The organism is Actinomycetospora sp. (genome assembly GCF_036497245.1).
Taxonomy (GTDB): domain Bacteria; phylum Actinomycetota; class Actinomycetes; order Mycobacteriales; family Pseudonocardiaceae; genus Actinomycetospora.
Window position 1 is genome coordinate 1 of sequence record NZ_DASXJS010000165.1, and the last position, 19,793, is coordinate 19,793.

Consider the following 19,793-nt stretch of genomic DNA (forward strand, 5'->3'; position numbering starts at 1 on the left):
TCGCGCACCTCCTGGGCGATGAACTCCATGAACGCGACGACGTGGTCGGCCTTGCCGTTGAACTTCGCCCGCAGCGCCGGGTTCTGCGTCGCGACGCCGACCGGGCAGGTGTCAAGGTGGCAGGCCCGCATCATGATGCAGCCCGAGACGACCAGCGGCGCCGTCGCGAAGCCGAACTCCTCGGCACCCAGCAGCGCGGCGATCATGACGTCGCGGCCGGTCTTGAGCTGGCCGTCGGTCTGCACGACGATCCGGTCGCGCAGGCCGTTGAGCAGCAGCGTCTGCTGGGTCTCGGCCAGGCCGAGCTCCCACGGACCGCCCGCGTGCTTGATCGACGACAGCGGCGACGCGCCCGTCCCGCCGTCGTGACCCGAGATCAGCACGACGTCGGCCTTGGCCTTGGACACGCCCGCGGCCACCGTCCCGACCCCGACCTGCGAGACCAGCTTGACGTGGATGCGCGCCGCCGGGTTCGCGTTCTTCAGGTCGTGGATGAGCTGGGCGATGTCCTCGATCGAGTAGATGTCGTGGTGCGGCGGCGGGCTGATCAGGCCGACGCCGGGCGTGGAGTACCGGGTCTTCGCGATCCAGGGGTAGACCTTGTGGCCGGGCAGCTGCCCGCCCTCACCGGGCTTGGCGCCCTGCGCGATCTTGATCTGGATGTCGTCGGAGTTGACCAGGTACTCGCTGGTGACGCCGAACCGGCCGGACGCGACCTGCTTGACCGCGGAGCGCCGCGAGTCGCCGTTGGCGTCGCGGGTGAAGCGGCCCGGGTCCTCGCCGCCCTCGCCGGTGTTGGACCGCCCGCCGAGGCGGTTCATCGCGATCGCGAGCACCTCGTGCATCTCCTGCGAGATCGACCCGTAGGAGATGGCGCCGGTGTTGAACCGCTTGACGATCTCGGAGACCGGCTCGACGTCCTCGATCGGCACCGGCGCCCGGTCGGGCTTGAAGGCGAACAGCCCGCGCAGCGTCAGCAGCGCGGAGCTCTGCTCGTCGACGGCGCGCGTGTACTCCTTGAACGTGTCGTAATTCTGCGTCCGCGTGGAGTGCTGCAGCTTGAACACGGTGTGCGGGTTGAACACGTGCAGCTCGCCCTCGCGGCGCCACTGGTACTCACCGCCCACCGCCAGCTCGCGGTGGTTCGCCCGGACCCCGTCGGCGGGCCAGGCCAGCCGGTGGCGGATCGCGACCTCCTCGGCGAGGACGTCGTAGGAGACCCCGCCCAGGCGCGACGTGGTGCCGGCGAAGCAGTCGGCGACGACCTGCTCGCCCAGCCCGATCGCCTCGAAGATCTGCGCGCCGATGTACGACGCGACCGTCGAGACGCCCATCTTGCTCATCACCTTGCGCACGCCCTTGGCGAGCGCCTCGACGATGTTGCGGGTGGCCGTGGGCACGCCGACGCCGGTGATCACGCCGCGGTCGATGAGGTCGGCGACGGTGTCCAGCGCGAGGTAGGGGTTCACCGCCGAGGCGCCGTAGCCGAGCAGCAGCGAGACGTGGTGGGTCTCCCGGACGTCGCCTGCCTCCACGACGAGGTCGACCTGGGTCCGCGTCTTCTCCCGCACCAGGTGCTGATGGACCACGCCCGTGAGCAGCAGCGTCGGGATCGGGGCGCGGTCGGGGTCGGAGTGGCGGTCGGACAGGACGATCACACGGGCGCCGTCGGCGACGGCGGCCGAGACCTCCTCGCGGATCTCGGCGAGGCGGGCGTGCAGTGCCGCGCCGCCGCCCCCGACCAGGAAGAGCCCGGAGACCACGTGCGGGGCGAAGCCGGGGAGGTTCCCGTCGTCGTTGATCCCGATGATCTGGGCGAGCTCGTCGTCGTCGATGACGGGCAGCGAGAGCACCACGCGCCGGCACGAGGCCGGGCTGACCTCGAGCAGGTTGGTCTCCGAGCCGAGCGAGACTCCCAGCGAGGTGACGAGCTCCTCGCGGTAGGCGTCCAGCGGCGGGTTGGTGACCTGCGCGAAGAGCTGGATGAAGTAGTCGAACAGCAGCCGGCTGCGCGCGGAGAACGGAGCCAGCGGGGCGTCGTTGCCCATCGACCCGGTGGCCTCGCCCGCGCCGGTCGCCATCGGGCGCAGCAGGAGGGTCAGCTCCTCGTCGGTGTAGCCGAAGGTCTGCTGCCGACGGACGAGCACCTCGCGGTCGAACGGCACGCGGTCCCGCGCGGGCAGGTCCGCGAGCTCGATCATCCCGGCGTGCAGCCACTCGTCGTACGGGTGCTCCGCGGCGAGCTCGCCCTTGATCTCGTCGTCGTCGACGATGCGGCGCCCGACGGTGTCGACGAGGAACATGCGGCCGGGCTCGAGGCGGCCCTTGCGCACGATCGCGGACGGCTCGATCTCGAGCACGCCGACCTCGCTGCCGAGCACGACCAGGCCGTCCTCGGTGACCCAGTAGCGCGCCGGGCGCAGGCCGTTGCGGTCCAGGACCGCGCCGATCACGGACCCGTCGGTGAACGCGGCGAGGGCCGGACCGTCCCAGGCCTCCATGATCGTGGAGTGGTACCGGTAGAAGGCCCGCCGGGCCGGATCCATCTCGGTGTGGTTCTCCCACGCCTCGGGGATCATCATCAGCACCGCGTGCGGCAGCGAGCGCCCGGCAAGGTGGAGCAGCTCCAGCACCTCGTCGAAGCTCGCGGAGTCGCTGGCCTCCGGCGTCACGATCGGGAAGAGCCGGTCGAGCTCGCGGGCCGAGAACGCGCCGGTGGCGAGCATGGACTCGCGGGCGGTCATCCAGTTGCGGTTGCCGCGCAACGTGTTGATCTCGCCGTTGTGCGCGAGGTATCGGTAGGGGTGCGCGAGGTCCCAGGCCGGGAACGTGTTCGTCGAGAACCGGCTGTGCACGAGGGCGAGCGAGCTGGTGGTCCGCTCGTCACGCAGATCCGCGTAGAACGGTCCGAGCTGCTCCTCGGCGAGCATGCCCTTGTAGACGATGGTTCGGCCCGAGAGGCTCGGGAAGTAGGTCTCGCACCCGGCGGCGCGGGTCTCGTGCTCCACGCGCTTGCGCAGCGCGAAGGTCCGGCGCTCGAGGGTGAGGACGACGTCCGCGTCGTCGTCGCCGGCGTTCGGGGTGTCGACCACGGTCGTCACGTGGTCGGGCAGGCCCACGAAGAGCTGGCGGAAGCGCGGCATGACCTCGCGCGCGGTCGGGCCGATGCCCGCACCGTCGGGGTCGGTCGGCAGGTCGCGCCAGGCCAGGAGCTCCAGTTCCTCCTCGGCCGCGAGGCGCTCGACGATGGCACACGCCTCCTCGGCCCGCGCCTGGTCGGTGGGCAGGAACGCGGTCCCCGCGGCGTAGCGGCCCGCCGACGGCAGCGTGACGCCCTGCTCGGCGAGCAGCGGGCGGAAGAGGCCGTCCGGGAGCTGGAGGAGGATGCCCGCCCCGTCGCCGGTGGCGTGCTCGGCCCCGCGGGCGCCGCGGTGCTCGAGGTTGATCAGGGCCGTGAGCCCCTTCGCGACGATGCCGTGGTCGCGGCGACCCGCGATGTCGGCGACGAACGAGACACCGCAGGCGTCGTGCTCGTGCGCGGGGTCGTAGAGCCCCTGGGCGCGCGGCCGTGCCGTGGATGCGGTGCCGGCTGCGCGGACCGCGAGGTCCTGGTTCCGGCCGGTGGTGCTGGTGCCGGTGGCGGTGGTGGCCACGTGCCCCTCCCGTCGTCGACGAAGGTGGTGGGCCGTTCCGCGGCGGTGTGCGGCCGAACGGCCGAGCAGGCGTGCGGAGTGCGGCGGGTCTGGGTGGTTCCGGCGGGCGAGGAGGCGGTCGGCGGTCGGCGGCAGGAGGCCGTCGCCCGGTACGGGCGGGGTGGGGAGCTGGGCTCGAGCGGGAGTCGGGGGACGGCGTCCCGGGGGTCGGGCCGGAGCATCGTCCGCCGGCCCGAGGGCGGACGGCTCCGTGGTGTGGTCCGAAGCAACCTGACGTTAACGGTGCCGAAGGCCCCGCGCACGGGCCCGAACGAGATCGGGAACGTGCTGATCGCCACGTTCCGGCAACCTGGCGGCCGCTCCGGCCACGGTGGCGTCATCCCGTCGTGACGTCGTTGTCACTGCGGGTGTCGGTCCACCCGAGGGCGTCGCCTCCGGCTCCGGGGGCGGGATCGCCGCCTCCGTCGTCGGAGTTCCCGTGCACCGACGGTCCGCGCCGCAGCCCGATCTGCGGGGACCGACGGGTATCGGGGTCGTGATGTCGGGGTATGCCCTTATGGTCTCGAACGGATGTTCGATCGCCCGGGGCGTCCGCGACGCGCCACGCGTCTGTGACGCCCCGCGGCGGTGGGACCGCCCGTGCGAGCAGCAGCACGACACACGACGGCCACGACCTCGGGAGCCATCATGAGTGAGACCGACACGCGGGACAGTGTGCCGTCCGACACGCCGTCCGGCCAAGACCCCGGTGGAGACACAGCTGACACACAGTCGCCGGACGCCGCTCCGGACCCCCACGGCGTGAAGGCCCAGGGGGAGGGATCCGACGCGGAGAAGGACTCCTCACAGTGGGTCACCGGGGACGAGCCGATGACCGGCCCGCAGGCCTCCTACCTGGAGACCCTCGCGCACCAGGCGGGCGAGACGGTCCCCGAGGGACTCACCAAGGCCCGGGCCTCGGACGAGATCGAGCGGCTGCAGTCGAGCGCCGCCCCGGCGGGCGACTCGCCCGAGGGGAACCAGCCGGTGGAGCGGCCCACGGACGAGTGGGTCACCGGCGAGGAACCGATGACCGGCCCGCAGGCGAGCTATCTCGAGACGCTCGCCCAACAGGCGGGCACCGAGCCGCCCACCGGCCTGTCGAAGTCGCAGGCCTCCCGCGCGATCGACGAGCTGAGGGCCAAGGCGACCCCATGAGGCACGTGTGGCCGCCCGGCGGCCCGCCGGGCGAGCTCGACCGGTCGGCGCTCGCCGGGGTCTACGCCTATCCCGACCCGCCGCGGCGCCCGTTCGTCCGCGTCAACTTCGTCGCGAGCGCGGACGGCGCCGTCAGCGCGGGCGGGGTCTCCACGGGCCTGACCGCCCCGGGCGACCGGCAGGTGTTCGGCCTGCTCCGCGAGCTCGCGGACGTGGTGGTCGCCGGCTCGGGCACGGTGGGGGCCGAGCGGTATCGCGGCGTGCGCACCTCGCCGGAGCTCCGCGCCCGACGCCGGGCGCGGGGCCGGGCCGAGGTGCCCCCGGTCGCCGTCGTCACCGCGACGGCGGCCCTGGAGCCCGATGCCCCGCTGTTCACCGACACCGCGGTCCCGCCGCTGCTGCTGACGACGGCGGGGGCGGCCCCGGGGGCTCGGGACCGGTTCTCCGAGGCCGCCGAGGTCCTCGCCGTCGGCGACACGGAGGTCACGCCCGCCGCCGTGCTCGGCGCGCTGGCCGGGCGCGGGCTGTACCGGGTGCTGTGCGAGGGCGGGCCGGGCCTGTTCGGGTCGTTCGCGGCGGCGGGGCTGGTCGACGAGCTGTGCCTGAGCCTGGCGCCGCAGCTGGCAGGCGGCGGGGCGGGCCGCATCCTCGAGGCACCCGACGGGTCGCCCGCCGGACCGGAGGCGATGCGCCTCGCGTCGGTGCTCGCCCACGACGACGGGCTGATGCTCCGGTACCGGACGGAACGGGGGGACCTGGTCGACCCGCCGCCCCGGTAGCGCGGACGGGCGGGTCGCGGAGATCCTTTCCGGATGGGATTCCGCGCCCGTCGGCCGCTCCGAGGGACACGACCGTGACCCGCCGCACCCGCGCCTCGTATGACGGCGCCTCCGCCCACTACCTGTCCCCGGATCGCCGGGACCCGGTCAAGCGGCTCTGGGAGGAGCCGCTGAACCACCGGCTCCTCGCGTCCGCGATCGCGGCCCTGCCGCGCTCGTCCCGGCCGCTGCGGGTCCTCGACGTCGGCGCCGGGACCGGCGACGGCCTCGCCCTGGTGGACGGGGGTCTCGCGCTGACCCCGGACCCCGCGCGGCCCGTCCACTACGTCGGCCTGGACCCGGACCCCGCGATGGTCGAGACCGCGCGGGCCCAGCACGCCGACCGCGCCGACGTCGAGTTCCTCCGCGGCGATGTCAGGGCCGGCCCGCCCGTCGACGACGTCGACCTGTACCTCTCCGCGGGCGTGCCCTACTCCCACCTGTCGCACGCGGACTTCCCGGAGGCATTGACCGGCATCCTCGCCGCCGCGGGCCGCAGGCGCGGGCCGACGGCGCTCGTCGTCGACGTGCTCGGCCGATACTCGATCGAATGGACGACGCGGTGGGGGCTGGACTCCTGGGACTACCGGATGTCGTTCTTCCACGGCGCGGACGAACGGGACGACGCGATCGCGGCGCCCATGAGCGTCCACACCCGCCGCTCGGTGGCCGCGGCCCTCGAGCGGGCCGCGGGCGCGACCGGCGTCCGGCTCCGCTCGGTCGATTACCACGATCGCTCGGTGATGGTCGGCCGCCACACGACCACGGGCGCCTTCGCCCCGGACGTGCCGAACTACCGGTCCCTCGTCAACCGCCTCCACGAGGGCGACGTGACCGTCGCGCTGGACGACCTGTCCTTCACCGCCCCGGCGGTGGACGCCCCCGCCGAGATCACCGACTTCTTCGCCGCCCTCGAACCGGCATGGAACGCGTGCCTCGCCCGCACCGCGGCCCGTGAGGCGGCCGACGGGCCCACCATCGAGGCCCGGACGTGCCTGGCCACGGGGCTCCGCGACGTCGAGTACCGGCTGCAACGCGGACTGGGCGCAGCCCACTCGCTCATCGGCGTCGCGATCATCGAGTAGTCCGTTCGGGTGACATGCCGTGATGATCCCGCGCCCGCCGCAGTCCTACGGGTAGTCGGCGGGCCGCGAGCGTGATCACGACCCGTGACACGACGTCCCGCCCCCGAGCGCAGAGGAGCGCTACATGACGACCGCCTCGGACTCTCCCTCGACGACCACCGCGAGCCCCGGTCCGCGCACCGGCGGCGCCTCGCCGTCCCGTCTCGCCGACGACTCCGGCCAGGGCAAGACCACCATCGCCTCCGGCGTGGTGCAGAAGATCGCCGGGATCGCGGCCCGCGAGGTCTCCGGCGTGCACTCGATGGGCGGCGGTGTCTCGCGCGCCTTCGGTGCCATCCGCGAGCGCATCCCCGGCGGCACCGGCACCTCGCAGGCCGCGGGCGTGCAGGTGGAGGTCGGCGAGAAGCAGGCCGCGATCGACCTCGACATCATCGTCGAGTACGGCGCCGGGATCGTCGAGCTCGCCCGCGCCGTGCGTCGCAACGTCATCGGCGCCGTCGAGCAGATGACCGGCCTCGAGGTCATCGAGGTCAACATCGCGGTCAACGACATCCACATGCCGGGCGACGAGGACGACTCCGAGCCCGCGCCTGCTCCGACCTCGCGGGTCGAGTGAGCGTCCCCGCTCCGGGCGCGGCCGGGATCCCCGGGGCGATCCCCGCCTCCGCTCCGGGAGTGCGCGCCACCTCCCCGGGGGACGCGTCGGCCCCGGGCCGCGGGGGGCTGTCCGAGCGCGTCGCCGACGCCCTGCTCGCGCACCCCGACGTCGTGCGGCTCTCCGGCGGTCAGTTCGGGTCGATCGCGACCTACCTGCCGGGGCGCCGCCTCGTGGGCGTCGCGCTCGGGGACGGCGGCGAACCGGCGCGGATCAGCGTGGTCCTGCGCCTCGGAGCTCCGGTGCTGGCGACCGCGGACGCCCTGCGCGTCCTGGTCGGCGCCGAGACCGGGGCCGAGCGGGTGGACGTCGTCGTCACCGACGTCGAGCCCGCGGGTCCCGTCCCGTGACCGCGGTGGACGACCGGGGGCACGGCCCCGACGCGGGCCGGGCGGCGGCGACCGTCGCCGCGCGCTTCCGGGCGTTCGCCCGCCGCCATCACCCGGACGTCGGCGGCGACCCTGAGACCTTCCGGCTCGGCGTGGAGGCCTTCCGCGCGGGCCGGTCGCCCTTCGCCGCCGTGGGTGACACCGACATCACCGGGGCCACCGACATCGCCGGGGCCACCGACCCGGCCTGGAGCACCGGTCCGACGGGACCTCCGCCGCGCCGGACGATCCCCGACGACGACCCGCGCCTCGACGCACCGATCGTCGCGGTCTCCGGCCACGTGGTGCCCCGCACCCTGCGGGCCGGCCGCCGCTGGCTGGGCCGAGGCCCGCTCCATCCCGTCCGTACACGCCGGGTGATCTGACCCTGCGGCCCCGTACCCGCCCCTCGCTCTGCCTGGAGGTCCTTCCCATGAGCGCTACCACGGCCGGCCTGTTCGTCGGCCTCCTGCTCGGCGTCGCCGCGGCGGCCGGCGGTCTCGTCGGCTTCTTCATCGCCCTCGTCCTGGGCATCCTCGGCCTGGTCGTCGGGCGTGTGCTCGACGGCGAGCTCGACCTCACCCAGTTCACCGGACGCGGCCGCGACCGATGAGCGAGCCCGCCAGCGACGCGACGACGCCGGTCCCGACCGTCCCCGATCCCGGGACGGCCGGCGACGAGGCGGGCGAGCGCGGCACCCTCGAGATCTCCTTCTCGGTGGTGCGCCGCATCGCCGAGCACGCCGCGGACACCACCGAGGGCACGATCCGCACCGAGCGGCGTCTGGTCGGTGTCGGCCTCGGTGAGGCCGGGTCGACCGCCAAGGTCTCCGGTTACGGCGACCAGGTCGACCTGCGCCTCGAGGTTCCGCTCGCCTACCCCGCGCCGATCGCGCTGACCGTGGACGCGGTCCGCGGCAACGTCCGCGAGCGCGTCCAGACGCTCACCGGCTACGCGGTGCGCGCCCTCGACGTCACCGTCTCGGCGCTCGCCGTCCCGGCCGGCCCCGCGGCCCCCACCCGACGGACGGAGTGACCGCTGCCATGCGCTTCCTGTTGCGTCTGCTCTCCCCCGTGCTCGGCCTGGTCGTGGCCGCCGCCGGCGTCATCACCACGATCGAGGTCATCACCGCGTGGCTCGCGCCCGCGTCCTCGCCGCTGATCGTCCCGTGGCCGACCTGGCAGGCCGCCCTCCTGGCGACGACCTGGTCGTCCCCCGTGGTACGCGGCGTGGCCATCGGTATCGGCGTCGTCGGGCTGCTCGTGCTGCTCGTGGCCCTCGTCGGCCGCCGCCACGACGTCCGCCTCACCGACCCGGTCCCCGAGGTCACGGTGACCACCTCACCGCGCTCGCTCGCCCGCGCCGTCGGGCACGAGGTCCGGTCCCACGCCGACGTGGTGTCGGCCTCGGTCGTCGCCTCGTCGAAGAAGGTCGTGGTCAAGGCCGGGACCCTCGACGCGCCCGAGGGCGTGCGCGATTCCGTCCGGGGCCGGGTCGACGACCTGCTCACCCGTCTGCCGCTCGCGCGCCGGCCGCGCGTGTCGGTCTCCGTCGCCGCTACCAAGGGGGTCAAGTGAGCCGCCGTTCCCGCGCCGCGGTCGCCCGTTCCACCGCCTCCGACCGCACGCTGGTCATCCTCTCCGGATTGGTCCTGCTCGCCGTCGGGGTGCTGGTGGTGCTGCTCGGCATGGGGATCTTCGGGGTCTACCGCGCGCAGCGCCCGCTCATCGACCCGGACATCAGCGCCTGGATCACCGACAACGCGAACGCCGCCCGGTGGATCGCGATCGTCGGCGGGATCGTGCTGCTGGTCGTGGGCCTGACGTGGGCGATCCGGTCGCTGCGGCCCGAGCCGCGGCCCGACGTCCTGCTCTCGGAGGTGCCCGGACAGCGTCTGACCGTCGAGCACTCCGCGATAGCCGAGGCGGTGCGCAGCGATGCGGAGTCGATCGAAGGCGTCAGCCGGGCCCGGGTGCGCCTGGTCGGCACCGAGCGCAGGCCTGCCCTGCGGTTGACGCTCTGGCTCGTCGAGGACGCCGACGTGCGCGACGTGTGGGCCGAGGTCGACGGCCGGGTCCTCGCCCGGGCGCGCCAGGCGTTCGCGGTCGACGCGCTGCCGACGGCGGTCCGCATCGAACTGGACGCCGCGGCGGCGAAGACCCCGCGCGTGCTCTGAGCCACACTGGGCCCGTGGACCTGCCCGTCATGCCGCCGGTACTCCCGATGCTGGCGAAGCCCGTGAAGACCATCCCGGAGGCCCAGCGCTACGAGCCCAAGTGGGACGGGTTCCGCGCGATCGTCTTCCGCGACGGCGACGACGTGGAGATCGGCAGCCGCAACACCAAGCCGATGACCCGCTACTTCCCCGAGGTCGTCGAGGCGCTGCGCGAGCACCTGCCGCCGCGCTGCGTCCTCGACGGCGAGATCATCGTCGCCGGGGCGGACGGTCGCGGTCTCGACTTCGAGGCCCTGCAGCAGCGCATCCACCCCGCCGCCTCCCGGGTGAACCTGCTCGCCCGGGAGACCCCGGCGAGCGTGGTCGCGTTCGACCTGCTCGCCCTCGGCGACGACGACCTGACCTCCCGGCCCTTCGCCGAGCGCCGCGCTGCGCTGGAGGACGCGCTGGGCCCGGCGGGGCGAGCCCCGGTGCACGTCACCCCGATGACCTCCGACCTCGACGAGGCCCGGGAGTGGTTCGTCCGCTTCGAGGGCGCGGGGCTGGACGGGCTCATCGCCAAGAAGCCCGACCTGCTCTACCAACCCGACAAGCGGGTCATGAGCAAGATCAAGCACGAGCGGACGGCGGACTGCGTCGTCGCGGGCTACCGGGTGCACAAGTCGGGACCGGACGCCCTCGGCTCGCTGCTGCTCGGCCTCCACACCGCCGAGGGGACGCTGGCCTCGGTCGGCGTCGTCGGGGCGTTCACGATGGCCCGGCGCAAGGAACTGTTCGCCGAACTGCAGCCGCTGGTGACGTCGTTCGACGAGCACCCGTGGAACTGGGCCGCCCACGAGCAGGGCGACCGCACACCGCGCAAGAACGAGACCAGCCGCTGGAACGCGGGCAAGGACCTCTCGTTCACCCCGCTGCGCCCGGAGCGGGTGGTCGAGGTGCGCTACGACTACCTCGAGGGCGAGCGCTTCCGCCACACCACGCAGTTCGTCCGCTGGCGCCCCGACCGGGACCCGGAGTCCTGCACGTACGACCAGCTCGAGCGCCCGGTCAGCTTCGACCTCGGCGAGATCCTGCCGACGGCCTGACCGGCCTCCGGGGTCTCACCGGGGCGCGACCACCGGCGGGGCATCATGGGTCGGCCCCGACGATCACGAGAGGTCGCATCATCCCCGCTCCGCGCATCAGCACCCGGGTGCTCGTCCGCAGCCGGGTGCTCGCCGTCGCCGCGCTGGCGGTCCTCGGGCTCCTCGCGGGGTGCGCCGTCGGCCCCAGCCAGCGGCCTCCGGTGGCCACCGTGAACAGCGACGAGCCCCCGGCCGCCGCCCCGGCGGAGACCACCCCGGAGGCCCCACCGCCCGCGCTGCCGCCGCTGACGCCGTCGACGCCGTCGCTGGACTTCACCGACTGCACCGGCCCGGTCCTCGCCGGCCTCGGCGGGCAGGCCGCGCTCGGCGGGCGCGACGTGCGGATGGGCTGCGCGACGGTGCCGGTGGGCGGCGGGTTCGCGGCCGGGTCGTCGGCCTCGGCCGCCGAGGTCGACGTGACCCGCGTGACGCTCGGCCCCGCCCCGGCGACCCCGACGGTGCCGGTCGCGGTGCTCGGCGACCCGGGACGGCGCACCGGCACCGAGTCGGCCGTCCGGCTCGCGGCCCAGGGCCCGGCGGACCTCCTCTCCGGCCGCACCCTCTACGGGATCGATGTCCGCGGGAGCTCGGGCACCGCGGTGGACTGCATCACCCCGACCACCCGCGCCGCGCTCGACGACGCCGACCCGACCGCCGGGGATGCCGCCGCCCTCGCCCCGCTCGCGGCCGCGGCGGGCAGCGCCGCCAAGACCTGCTCCCAGCTGCTCGAGGACTCGCTCACCGACTTCACGACCGCGACCGACGCCGACGACCTCGAGGCGGTCCGCCAGGCGCTCGGGGCGTCCCGGCTCAACGCGGTCGGGCTGGGTGGCGGCGCGGCCGCCCTCGCCGCGTGGGCGCAGTCGCACCCCGGCGCACAGGGCCGCCTCGTGCTCGACGCCCTCCCCGACCCCACTGCCGCCGACCCCGTCCGCTCGGACGCACGGGGGGCCGCGGCCCGTGCGGCGCTCGACGCCTTCGCCACGGCCTGCACGTCGGGCGGGAACTGCCCGCTCGGTCCGGACCCGCGCGCCGCCGTCGCCGACCTCGTGGCGCGACTGCGGACGGCGCCCCTGCCCGCCTCACCGAGCGCGACCGGGCCCGTCCCGGGCCGCGAGGTGACCGCCGGGACCGTCGTCACGGTGCTGGTCGACCGGCTCGCCGACCCCGCTTCCTGGCCCGGTCTCGCCACCGCGCTCGCGGCGGCCCGGGCCGGCGATCCCGCGGGGGTCCTCGGGCTCGCCGACTCCCGGGAGGGCACCGGTCCCGACGACGCCGGGTACGACATCGGGCTCGTGCAGGCCTGCAACGACGACAGCGCCCGCCAGACCGTCGACCAGGTCGGCGCGGCGGTGCGCCGGGCCGCGGCGGGCGATCCGGTGTTCGGCGGGTGGTTCGCGCAGCGGGCGCTGGAGTGCTCCTCGTGGCCCGTGCCCACCGGCGCCCCCGCCCCGCTCGCCGGGACCGCGACCCCCGCGCTGCTGCTCGGGACCGCCGCGGACCCGGCGGTGCCCCTCGCCGAGAGCCAGCGGGTCGCCGCGGGCATGCAGGGCTCGGTGCTGGTGTCGTGGCTGGGTGCCGGGCACGGCGCCTACCCCGCCACGCCGTGCATCGCCGGGGTCGTCGACGACTTCCTGGTCGACGGCCGGATCCCGCGCGAGGAGACCGTCTGCCCACCGTGAGCACGGTGGGCGACTGTGCTGTCCGCGCTCCGCCGGGCGACACGATGATCATCGGCGTGCCGGGGAGAGGCACCGCCCGTACGCTGCCCGCGTGCCGCTGCCGCGCCTGCTCGACGCCGCGCTCGACCGCCTGGTGATCCCGGGCTACTCCCGTCTGGGCTTCCTGGCCCGCTCGGCAGGGTGGTCGACGTTGCCCCCGGAGGCCCTGCGGGGCCGGACGATCGCGGTGACCGGCTCGAGCACCGGGCTCGGCGAGGCGACGGTGGCCGGCCTGGTGAGCCTCGGCGCCGCGGTCGAGATGGTGGTGCGCGACCGCGGCCGGGGTGAGGCCGCCCGCGACCGGGTGCTCGCCTCGCACCCCGGCGCGCAGGTGACGGTGGGGCGCTGCGACCTCGCCGATCTCGACGACGTCCGGCGCTACGCGGCCGACGCGCGGGACCGGCTGATCGCGCTGCACGGCCTGGTCCACAACGCGGGCGTGCTGCCCGACGCCCGCACCGAGACCGCCGCGGGCCACGAACTGTGCCTGGCCACCCACGTCCTCGGCCCGTTCCTGCTCACCCGCGAACTGTTGCCCCTGCTCCGGGCCGGCTCGCCCCCCGACCGCCCCGGGAGCCCGGCACGCGTGGTCTTCGTGTCCTCGGGAGGGATGTACACCGCCTCGCTGCGCACCGACGACCCGGAGTTCCGCGAGGGCCGGTTCTCGGGCGGCGCCGCCTACGCGCGCACCAAGCGCATGCAGGTGGTCCTCGCGGAACTGCTCGCCGACGACCTCGCGGGCGCGGGCGTCGCGGTGCACAGCATGCACCCGGGGTGGGCCGACACCCCGGGCGTCGCCGGGTCGCTGCCGGCGTTCCGCCGGATCACCGGGCCGCTGCTGCGCACCGTCGACCAGGGGGCCGACACCGCGGTGTGGCTGCAGGCCGCCCGCGAGCCCGGGCAGTGCAGCGGCGTGTTCTGGCACGACCGGGTGCCCCGGCCGACCCACTACCTGCCCGGGGGCGAGGAGGCCCCCGAGGCGCGGGCGGGCCTGTGGGCGTTGTGTGTCGACGCCGTCGGCCCCGCCTGAGCCCGCCCGGCCCACCCTGACCTGGTCCGGGAGCGAACGGTCCCTCGATCGGTTCCTCCGATCGGGGTACGGTCCCGGCTCCGGATAACGCCGGACGGCCGCCGACCGATGCGACGGGTGAACACCCCGTGACGGCGCGGGGACCGGGTGCCTCGGGGGCGACGGATGATGGGTCAGGACATGGGGACCGCGGGCGAGCGGCAGGGTCGGCACGCGGCGCCGACCTCGGCGCCCCCGGTCACGCCGCCCGGCGGATACCGCCCCGGGACCGGCGGGTTCCCCGCAGGTCCCCGGCCGCCCTACGCGCAGCACCCGTACCCCGGACAGGCCCCCTACGCCGGCGCCCGGCCCTACCCCAGCCCTTACGTCCCCGGCCCGCGTCCGACTCCGACCGGCCCGCACGGCGTCGCGAGCGTCGGGCCCTATGCCTGGGACCCGTCCGTGGACGTCGAGGACCCCCGGCCCGCGGGCAACGCCCCGGCGGCCTTCTCGGTCATCCTCGGCCTGCTGGCGCTGCTGATCAGCTTCCGGCCGCTGGCGTTCGGGACCATGGCCATGGCCTGGGACACCTACGTGGCGCTGGGCGTCGCGGTGCTGGCCCTGGTCCTGGGCGGCGTGGCCCTGCGCTCGCCGGTCCGCCGCCCGGTCGCCGTCGTCGGGATGACGATCTCGATCGCGGCGATGCTCGTCGTGGCGGTCCTGCCCACGATCTGACGGTGGCGCGCAACACCGCGACCCCGGCCGGGTCTTCTTCGCCCGGACGGCCGCTGTCCCCGGACCGGGCGAACCTGGGCGTCCCGACCAGGTGACCCGCCGGAGCGGCGCTGGAACCCGGCGACGGTGGGGTGCCACCGTCGGACCCATGTCCTCCGCGTCCGCGCCGCCCCGCCCGTCCTCGGCCACGCCGATCTTCGACGCGGTCGACCAGTGGTGGCGCGACGGCGGTGACGACCCGCTGCCGTGCACGATGCTGTCCTTCCCCGGCTCGACGCGTGACCCCCGCCGGCCGGTGCGGGTGCCCGCGTCGGCCGGTGGTCCGCGACACCTGCTCGCACGCGTGTGAGCGCTCCGGAGACGACGTGCGTCCCGATCATGATCATCCGGGGTCGTACGATGGCGGGGTGACGCCTTCCGTCACGCCGCTGTCGGCGTCCGCACTCGTGATCCCGGTGTCGCGCTGGGCCGACGACGGGGTCCGGGAGCGCACCCGGCGGACCCGTCGGCGCCTGCTGGTCGCCGCGGCCGCGCTCATCGACGAGGCCGGTTACCGCGGCGCGTCGCTGTCGGACATCCTCGCCGCCGCCGGGCTGACCAAGGGCGCGCTGTACTTCCACTTCCGCAGCAAGTACGCCCTCGCCGAGGCGGTGGTCGTCGAGGTCGAACGGTCGTGGGACGTCGTGGTCGCCGAGATCGCCGCCCGGGGCCTCGACCCGCTCTGGCGCCTCCTCATCGAGACCGACGCGTACGTGGCGCGATGGATGTACGACCCCCTCGTCCGCGGGGTCGGCCGGGCCCTCGACGACCCCGAGCTGCGTGACCTGCGGTCCCGCTGGCTCTCGGACTGGGAGCGGGCGACGATCGAGCGCCTCGAGCAGGCCGCGGCCGCGGGCCTGCTCGCCGCCGAGGTCGACCCGCGACGCGCGGGCCGCGCCGTCGTCGCCGTCGCCAACGGGAACTACGGACTCGCCGACGGGCCCGACGACCTGTGGGCGCGCATGAGCGAGTCGTGGGAGGGGTTGCTGCCGATCATGGCGTCGGCCACGTGGCACGCCGGCTGGGCGGCGTCGAACTGGAGCACCCGACCCGCCCCGGCTCTCGAGGCCTACCGGCTCGCCCGCGAGCCCTGATCGCGCTCGGCCTGCCAGCGGGCGAGCGTGTCGCCGTAGCGCTCCATCACCGCGGCCCGCACGTCCGGGTCGTTGCGCGGCACCGGCTCGATGAAGATCTCGTCGAGGTCGGGGAGGGCCTCGCGCAGCTCGTCGTCGAGCCGGACGCAGGCGCGCTCGAGGTCGGCGGCGGTGAGGGTGTCGACGAAGTCCACGCGTGCGCAGAGCAGCACGGAGTCGGTACCGGTGACCATGGTCTGGATGTCGACGACCTGGTCGACCTCGGGAGCGTCGGCGATGTGGTCGAACGCGTCGTGCACGATCCGCACCCCGGCCGTGCGCCCGATGAGCAGCGACCGGTTGGTCTGCCCGAGGACGAACGCCACCCCGGCCAGCAGCACCCCGATGAGCAGCGACGCGACCCCGTCCCAGACCCCGGAACCGGTGAGCTGGTGCAGACCGACGCCCAGGGCGGCGAGCGCCAGGCCCATCAGCGCCGCGGAGTCCTCGTAGAACACGCTCTTGACCGTGGGGTCGTCGGAGACGCGCAGGTACCTCAGCATCGAGAGCCCGAGCTCCCGGCTCTCGCCGCGCACCTGGCGGACCGCCTGCGCCCACGACGTCCCCTCGATGAGCGCCGACAGGGCGAGCACGCCGTAGGCCACCCACGCCAGCGTCTGTTCGCTCTCCCCCGACGCCATCGTCGCGATGCCCTCGTAGACCGCGAACGTCGCGCCGGTGACGAACACCGAGACCGCGGCGATGAGCGCCCAGAAGTAGCGCTCCTTGCCGTAGCCGAACGGGTGGGCCCGGTCGGCGGGCCGCGACGACCGCCGCAGCGCGGTGAGCAGCAGCCCCTCGGTCGTGGTGTCCGCGACCGAGTGCGCGGCTTCGGCGAGCATGGCCGACGACCCCGTGAGCAGGCCCGCGACCAGCTTGAGGATGCCGACCCCGACGTTCGAGGCCAGCGCGATCAGGACGGTGAGGGTGCTGCCGCTCGGGCCGGCGCTGTCCGCCTCGCCGGTGCTGTCTCCCTCGCCGGCGCTCTCTCCCTCGGCCGCGCCGTCGCCCCCCGCGGGCCCCGGCTCAGTCACGGGCGCCGGGGGCTCAGTCACGGGCGCCGGGGGCGGTGCGCACGAGGGCGTCCCAGCCCTGGTCGCGGGCCCGGGCCGCCTCCTCGGCGGCCCCTCCACCGCGCAGCCCGAACAGTCGTTTCGCGAACAGCAGGTAGGCGATGACGGCGAGGTTGATGACCAGCGCGAGGACCTTGAACGCGGTGACCCGCCCGGTGAGCTCGTAGATCTCGGGGATGAGCAGGACCGCGGTGGCCACCAGCGTGAGGTACTCCGCCCAGCGCCGGGCCCGCCACAGCCCGATCGCCTCGACGCCTTCCAGCAGGGCGTAGGCGGCGACGACGAGGCCGATGAGCACGACCGTCGTCGCGCTCGCCGAGAACGCCCGGGTGAGCTCGCCGACGAAGCCGTCGTCGCCGTCCCCGATCCCCACGGTGTCCCGCAGCGTCCCGAGCACCGCGAAGAACGGGGTCCGCAGCACGTCGCGGTCGGCCAGGAAGACGAACACGGCCGCCGCGACCAGCGCGAGGCCCACGAAGTGGATCACCCGGTCGATCGCGATGAGCCGCAGGACGAACCGGTCGCGCAGGGCCCGACCCCGCAGCGGCAGGTCGACCTCGGCACGGGTCGGCAGCTGCGCCCGGGTCGGGGCGGCCGGGGCGGGCAGCGGGACCCAGGAGTCGCAGCGCAGGCAGCGGTGCCAGCGCAGGGCCGTCCTCCCCTCCTGGGGAGCGTCCTCGCGGACGACGATCGCCGGGTCGAACCCGTCGTCGTCGGAGGACAGGGTGGCCGCATCGGTGCCCAGCAGGGCGTGCCCGCGCAGCCCGCAGGTGACGAGCTCGTAGTGGAACCGGGCGCGGAAGCGTGCTGGGGCGACCGTCCCGGGCGGGCGGTGCGACCCGTCCGGCGCGCGCAGCAGGGCCCCGTCGGTCCCCGGGGTCGGGGTCGGTGGCGCGCTGGGTGACGTGCTGCTCCGTGACGTGGTGCTCGGTGATGTGCTGCTCGGTGTCGTACTGCTCATGGGCGGGCTCCTCCCGGCACGATGATCGTACGAGCGACCGGCCCGTCGACGCGCGCGCCGAGCACCCCGAGTGGTGATCGGGAAGGCGGACCGCCACGCTGGTGGGTGCCATGACCACTGAGCCCCGCATCTCCCCCGCACCCGTCCGCCTCGTCCTCGCCGGGCTGGCCGCGCTCCTGTTCCTCGCCGGCTGCTCCTCCTCCGGCGACGGCCCCCCGGCCGCGAACGCCGGGACCACCGCCCCCGCGGCCCCGGCGTCGGCGACCACCGCGGGCCTGGTGTCGACGCCGCTGCAGGCGGGCCCCGGCCTCGGGGACGCCCCGTTCGACACCTCGCGCTCGGTGATGGTGCCGCCGGGGTGGACCGCCTCGGTGTGGGCACGGGTGCCGAAGGCGCGGCTGGAGGTCTGGGCGCCGGACGGGTCGCTGCTGGTCTCGCTGCCCGAGACCGGCGAGGTCACGCGGCTGGTGCCGGGCGCGAACGGCGCGCCGCCCACGTCGTCGTCGCTGCTCACCGGGCTCACCCAGCCGCACGGGCTCGCGTTCGACGGCTCGACGCTCTACGTCGCCGAGAGCAACCAGGTCTCGGCCTACCAGTACGGGAACGGCCAGGCCGCGGGGAAGCGGGTCGTGGTCCCGAACCTCCCGGACGCCAAGGGCGCGGGCCTGGGCGGCGCCTATGCGCACGCGCTCAAGTCCGTGGCCGTGGGCCCGGACAAGTCGCTCTACGTCTCGGTCGGCTCGACGGCGAACATCTCGCCGCAGGATCGCGACGCGGACCCGCAGCGCGCGTCGATCCTGCGGTTGCCGCCGGGCGGGGGCAAACCGGAGGTGTTCGCGCGCGGCGTGCGCAACGGCACCGGCCTCGCCGTCGGGCCCGACGGCGAGGTGTGGACCGCGGTGAACAACCGCGACAACATCCAGTTCCCCTACCACCAGCCCTATGGCGGCGACGGCGACGCGTTCGGCCAGGTCCTCCCGCAGTACGTCAACGACCATCCGCCGGAGGAGCTGGCCGCGCTCACCCCGGGCCGCGACCTCGGGTGGCCGTTCTGCAACCCGGAGCCGGACACGCAGCCCGGCGCCCCGCTGACGCCGCTCAAGCACGCCGACCTCGCGTTCACCCGCGACGCCGAGACCAACGCGGACGGCTCGAAGCTCGACTGCTCGACGCTCGCGCCGATCGAGCAGACCTTCGGGGGGCACTCGGCGCCGCTGGGCCTGACCTTCGCGAACGTCCCGGGCCTCGGCGAGGGTGCCGTGGCCGGCGTGCACGGCTCGTGGAACCGGACAGCGCCGCGGGCCCCCGAGGTGTCGTTCTTCAGCTGGGCGAACGGCCGGATGGGCGACCAGCAGACCCTGGTCGGCGGGTTCCAGGCCCCCGACGGGTCGCGCTGGGGTCGGCCGGTCGCGGCGGTCCCCGGGCCCGACGGGGCGCTCTACGTCAGCGACGACGAGGCGGGCGCGATCTACCGGGTGGCGCCGCCCGGGAGGTGAACCGGCAGCGGGACCGTCGCCGCGATCTGCTCCAGGAGCGCGGCGGCGTGCTCCTGGCTGCGGCGCAGGTCCGGCTCCAGGTCGGCGAGGGCCGCCGAGCCGCCGATGCCCGCCGCGGCGAGCTCGTCCGGACCCAGGGCCACCGACCCGGCCAGCGCGAGCACCGGGACCCCGGCCGCGGCGGCCCGCGCGGCCACTCCGGCCGGGCCCTTGCCCCGCAGGGTCTGGGCGTCGAGCCGTCCCTCGCCGGTGACGACGAGATCGGCACCGGCCAGGCGGTCGTCGAACCCCAGCAGTTCGGCGACCAGGTCGAACCCGGGCCGCAGCCGCGCGTCGAGCAGCGCCAGCACCCCGTAGCCGACGCCGCCCGCGGCGCCGGCCCCCGGTTCGTCCTCGCGGCCGCCGGTCCCGGTGGCCGCGCCGAGTACCGACGCCCAGGACGCGAGCGCGGCGTCCAGACGGGCCACGGCGTCGGGGTCCGCGCCCTTCTGCGGGCCGTAGACGGCCGCGGCGCCGTGCGGGCCGAGCAACGGGTTGTCCACGTCGCAGG

Annotated in this window: 21 protein-coding genes; 17 read left to right on the forward strand and 4 right to left on the reverse strand. The window is 75.0% G+C overall.

The features are described from left to right. A partial coding sequence (gltB, locus tag VGI02_RS17435) for a glutamate synthase large subunit (RefSeq protein WP_331629095.1) occupies positions 1-3,653 on the reverse strand: 3,653 nt, incomplete at its 3' end. Positions 3,654-4,454: 801 nt separating this feature from the next. Here gltB and VGI02_RS29145 point away from each other — a divergent pair. The 16 genes from VGI02_RS29145 (at position 4,455) to VGI02_RS17520 (ending at position 15,674) form a co-directional block, all read left to right on the forward strand. Next, positions 4,455-4,850, forward strand: a complete 396-nt coding sequence (locus tag VGI02_RS29145) for a DUF3072 domain-containing protein (RefSeq protein ID WP_414638306.1) — start codon at positions 4,455-4,457, stop codon at positions 4,848-4,850. Beyond that, positions 4,847-5,629 carry a pyrimidine reductase family protein gene (locus tag VGI02_RS17450; protein ID WP_331629097.1) on the forward strand — a complete coding sequence of 261 codons (783 nt, stop codon included), beginning with the start codon at positions 4,847-4,849 and terminating at the stop codon, positions 5,627-5,629. Before VGI02_RS29145 ends, VGI02_RS17450 begins: the two co-directional genes overlap by 4 nt. Positions 5,630-5,703: 74 nt before the next feature. Beyond that, complete coding sequence (locus VGI02_RS17455; protein WP_331629099.1) at positions 5,704-6,753, forward strand: class I SAM-dependent methyltransferase; 1,050 nt, start codon at positions 5,704-5,706, stop codon at positions 6,751-6,753. 124 nt (positions 6,754-6,877) lie between these two features. Beyond that, positions 6,878-7,369 (forward strand): Asp23/Gls24 family envelope stress response protein, encoded by a 492-nt coding sequence (locus VGI02_RS17460; protein WP_331629101.1) that lies wholly within the window; start codon positions 6,878-6,880, stop codon positions 7,367-7,369. A 59-nt stretch (positions 7,370-7,428) separates the two neighbouring features. Continuing rightward, on the forward strand, positions 7,429-7,758 hold the full coding sequence (locus tag VGI02_RS17465; protein WP_331629103.1) for a hypothetical protein: 330 nt from the start codon (positions 7,429-7,431) through the stop codon (positions 7,756-7,758). Next, a complete protein-coding gene (locus VGI02_RS17470) occupies positions 7,755-8,162 on the forward strand; it encodes a hypothetical protein (RefSeq protein WP_331629105.1) in 408 nt (135 codons plus the stop codon). Before VGI02_RS17465 ends, VGI02_RS17470 begins: the two co-directional genes overlap by 4 nt. Before the next feature lie 47 nt (positions 8,163-8,209). Beyond that, a complete protein-coding gene (locus VGI02_RS17475; protein ID WP_286052920.1) occupies positions 8,210-8,389 on the forward strand; it encodes a hypothetical protein in 180 nt (59 codons plus the stop codon). Beyond that, a complete protein-coding gene (locus VGI02_RS17480) occupies positions 8,386-8,811 on the forward strand; it encodes an Asp23/Gls24 family envelope stress response protein (protein ID WP_331629107.1) in 426 nt (141 codons plus the stop codon). The genes VGI02_RS17475 and VGI02_RS17480 overlap by 4 nt, the downstream gene beginning before the upstream one ends. Before the next feature lie 8 nt (positions 8,812-8,819). Beyond that, positions 8,820-9,353 (forward strand): DUF6286 domain-containing protein, encoded by a 534-nt coding sequence (locus VGI02_RS17485; protein WP_331629109.1) that lies wholly within the window; start codon positions 8,820-8,822, stop codon positions 9,351-9,353. Next, entirely contained in the window at positions 9,350-9,952 is a 603-nt protein-coding gene (amaP, locus tag VGI02_RS17490) for an alkaline shock response membrane anchor protein AmaP (RefSeq protein WP_331629111.1), read from the forward strand. Before VGI02_RS17485 ends, amaP begins: the two co-directional genes overlap by 4 nt. 14 nt (positions 9,953-9,966) lie before the next feature. Further along, a complete protein-coding gene (locus VGI02_RS17495; protein ID WP_331629113.1) occupies positions 9,967-11,037 on the forward strand; it encodes an ATP-dependent DNA ligase in 1,071 nt (356 codons plus the stop codon). 107 nt (positions 11,038-11,144) lie between these two features. Continuing rightward, positions 11,145-12,758, forward strand: a complete 1,614-nt coding sequence (locus VGI02_RS17500; protein WP_331629115.1) for an alpha/beta hydrolase — start codon at positions 11,145-11,147, stop codon at positions 12,756-12,758. A 91-nt stretch (positions 12,759-12,849) separates the two neighbouring features. Then, positions 12,850-13,827: an SDR family NAD(P)-dependent oxidoreductase gene (locus tag VGI02_RS17505; RefSeq protein ID WP_331629117.1), complete on the forward strand. Its 978-nt coding sequence runs from the start codon at positions 12,850-12,852 to the stop codon at positions 13,825-13,827. A 180-nt stretch (positions 13,828-14,007) separates the two neighbouring features. Further along, on the forward strand, positions 14,008-14,541 hold the full coding sequence (locus tag VGI02_RS17510) for a hypothetical protein (RefSeq protein WP_331629119.1): 534 nt from the start codon (positions 14,008-14,010) through the stop codon (positions 14,539-14,541). Positions 14,542-14,689: 148 nt separating this feature from the next. Continuing rightward, entirely contained in the window at positions 14,690-14,890 is a 201-nt protein-coding gene (locus VGI02_RS17515) for a hypothetical protein (RefSeq protein WP_331629121.1), read from the forward strand. Between the two features lie 58 nt (positions 14,891-14,948). Continuing rightward, on the forward strand, positions 14,949-15,674 hold the full coding sequence (locus VGI02_RS17520) for a TetR family transcriptional regulator (RefSeq protein ID WP_331629123.1): 726 nt from the start codon (positions 14,949-14,951) through the stop codon (positions 15,672-15,674). Here VGI02_RS17520 and VGI02_RS17525 read toward each other — a convergent pair. After that, a complete protein-coding gene (locus tag VGI02_RS17525; RefSeq protein WP_331629133.1) occupies positions 15,650-16,630 on the reverse strand; it encodes a cation diffusion facilitator family transporter in 981 nt (326 codons plus the stop codon). The two genes, VGI02_RS17520 and VGI02_RS17525, sit on opposite strands and share 25 nt — an antisense overlap. Before the next feature lie 130 nt (positions 16,631-16,760). After that, the gene (locus VGI02_RS17530; protein ID WP_331629125.1) at positions 16,761-17,747 is read right to left on the reverse strand and encodes a DUF2127 domain-containing protein; all 987 of its coding nucleotides are present in this window, start codon (positions 17,745-17,747) and stop codon (positions 16,761-16,763) included. A gap of 110 nt (positions 17,748-17,857) precedes the next feature. Between VGI02_RS17530 and VGI02_RS17535 the strand changes: the two genes are divergently transcribed. Beyond that, positions 17,858-19,243: a PQQ-dependent sugar dehydrogenase gene (locus tag VGI02_RS17535; protein ID WP_331629127.1), complete on the forward strand. Its 1,386-nt coding sequence runs from the start codon at positions 17,858-17,860 to the stop codon at positions 19,241-19,243. Here the strand turns inward: VGI02_RS17535 and VGI02_RS17540 are convergent. Then, positions 19,216-19,793 (reverse strand): glycerate kinase (locus VGI02_RS17540; RefSeq protein ID WP_331629129.1); only part of this gene is annotated, 578 nt, incomplete at its 5' end. The two genes, VGI02_RS17535 and VGI02_RS17540, sit on opposite strands and share 28 nt — an antisense overlap.

Coding starts and splice junctions, on each gene's coding strand:
- VGI02_RS17450 (WP_331629097.1), top strand. CDS start 4,847: ATGAGGCACGTGTGGCCGCCCGGCGGCCCGCCGGGCGAGCTCGACCGG.
- VGI02_RS17460 (WP_331629101.1), top strand. CDS start 6,878: ATGACGACCGCCTCGGACTCTCCCTCGACGACCACCGCGAGCCCCGGT.
- VGI02_RS17475 (WP_286052920.1), top strand. CDS start 8,210: ATGAGCGCTACCACGGCCGGCCTGTTCGTCGGCCTCCTGCTCGGCGTC.
- VGI02_RS17480 (WP_331629107.1), top strand. CDS start 8,386: ATGAGCGAGCCCGCCAGCGACGCGACGACGCCGGTCCCGACCGTCCCC.
- VGI02_RS17485 (WP_331629109.1), top strand. CDS start 8,820: ATGCGCTTCCTGTTGCGTCTGCTCTCCCCCGTGCTCGGCCTGGTCGTG.
- VGI02_RS17510 (WP_331629119.1), top strand. CDS start 14,008: ATGGGGACCGCGGGCGAGCGGCAGGGTCGGCACGCGGCGCCGACCTCG.
- VGI02_RS17515 (WP_331629121.1), top strand. CDS start 14,690: ATGTCCTCCGCGTCCGCGCCGCCCCGCCCGTCCTCGGCCACGCCGATC.
- VGI02_RS17530 (WP_331629125.1), bottom strand. CDS start 17,747: ATGAGCAGTACGACACCGAGCAGCACATCACCGAGCACCACGTCACGG.
- VGI02_RS17535 (WP_331629127.1), top strand. CDS start 17,858: ATGACCACTGAGCCCCGCATCTCCCCCGCACCCGTCCGCCTCGTCCTC.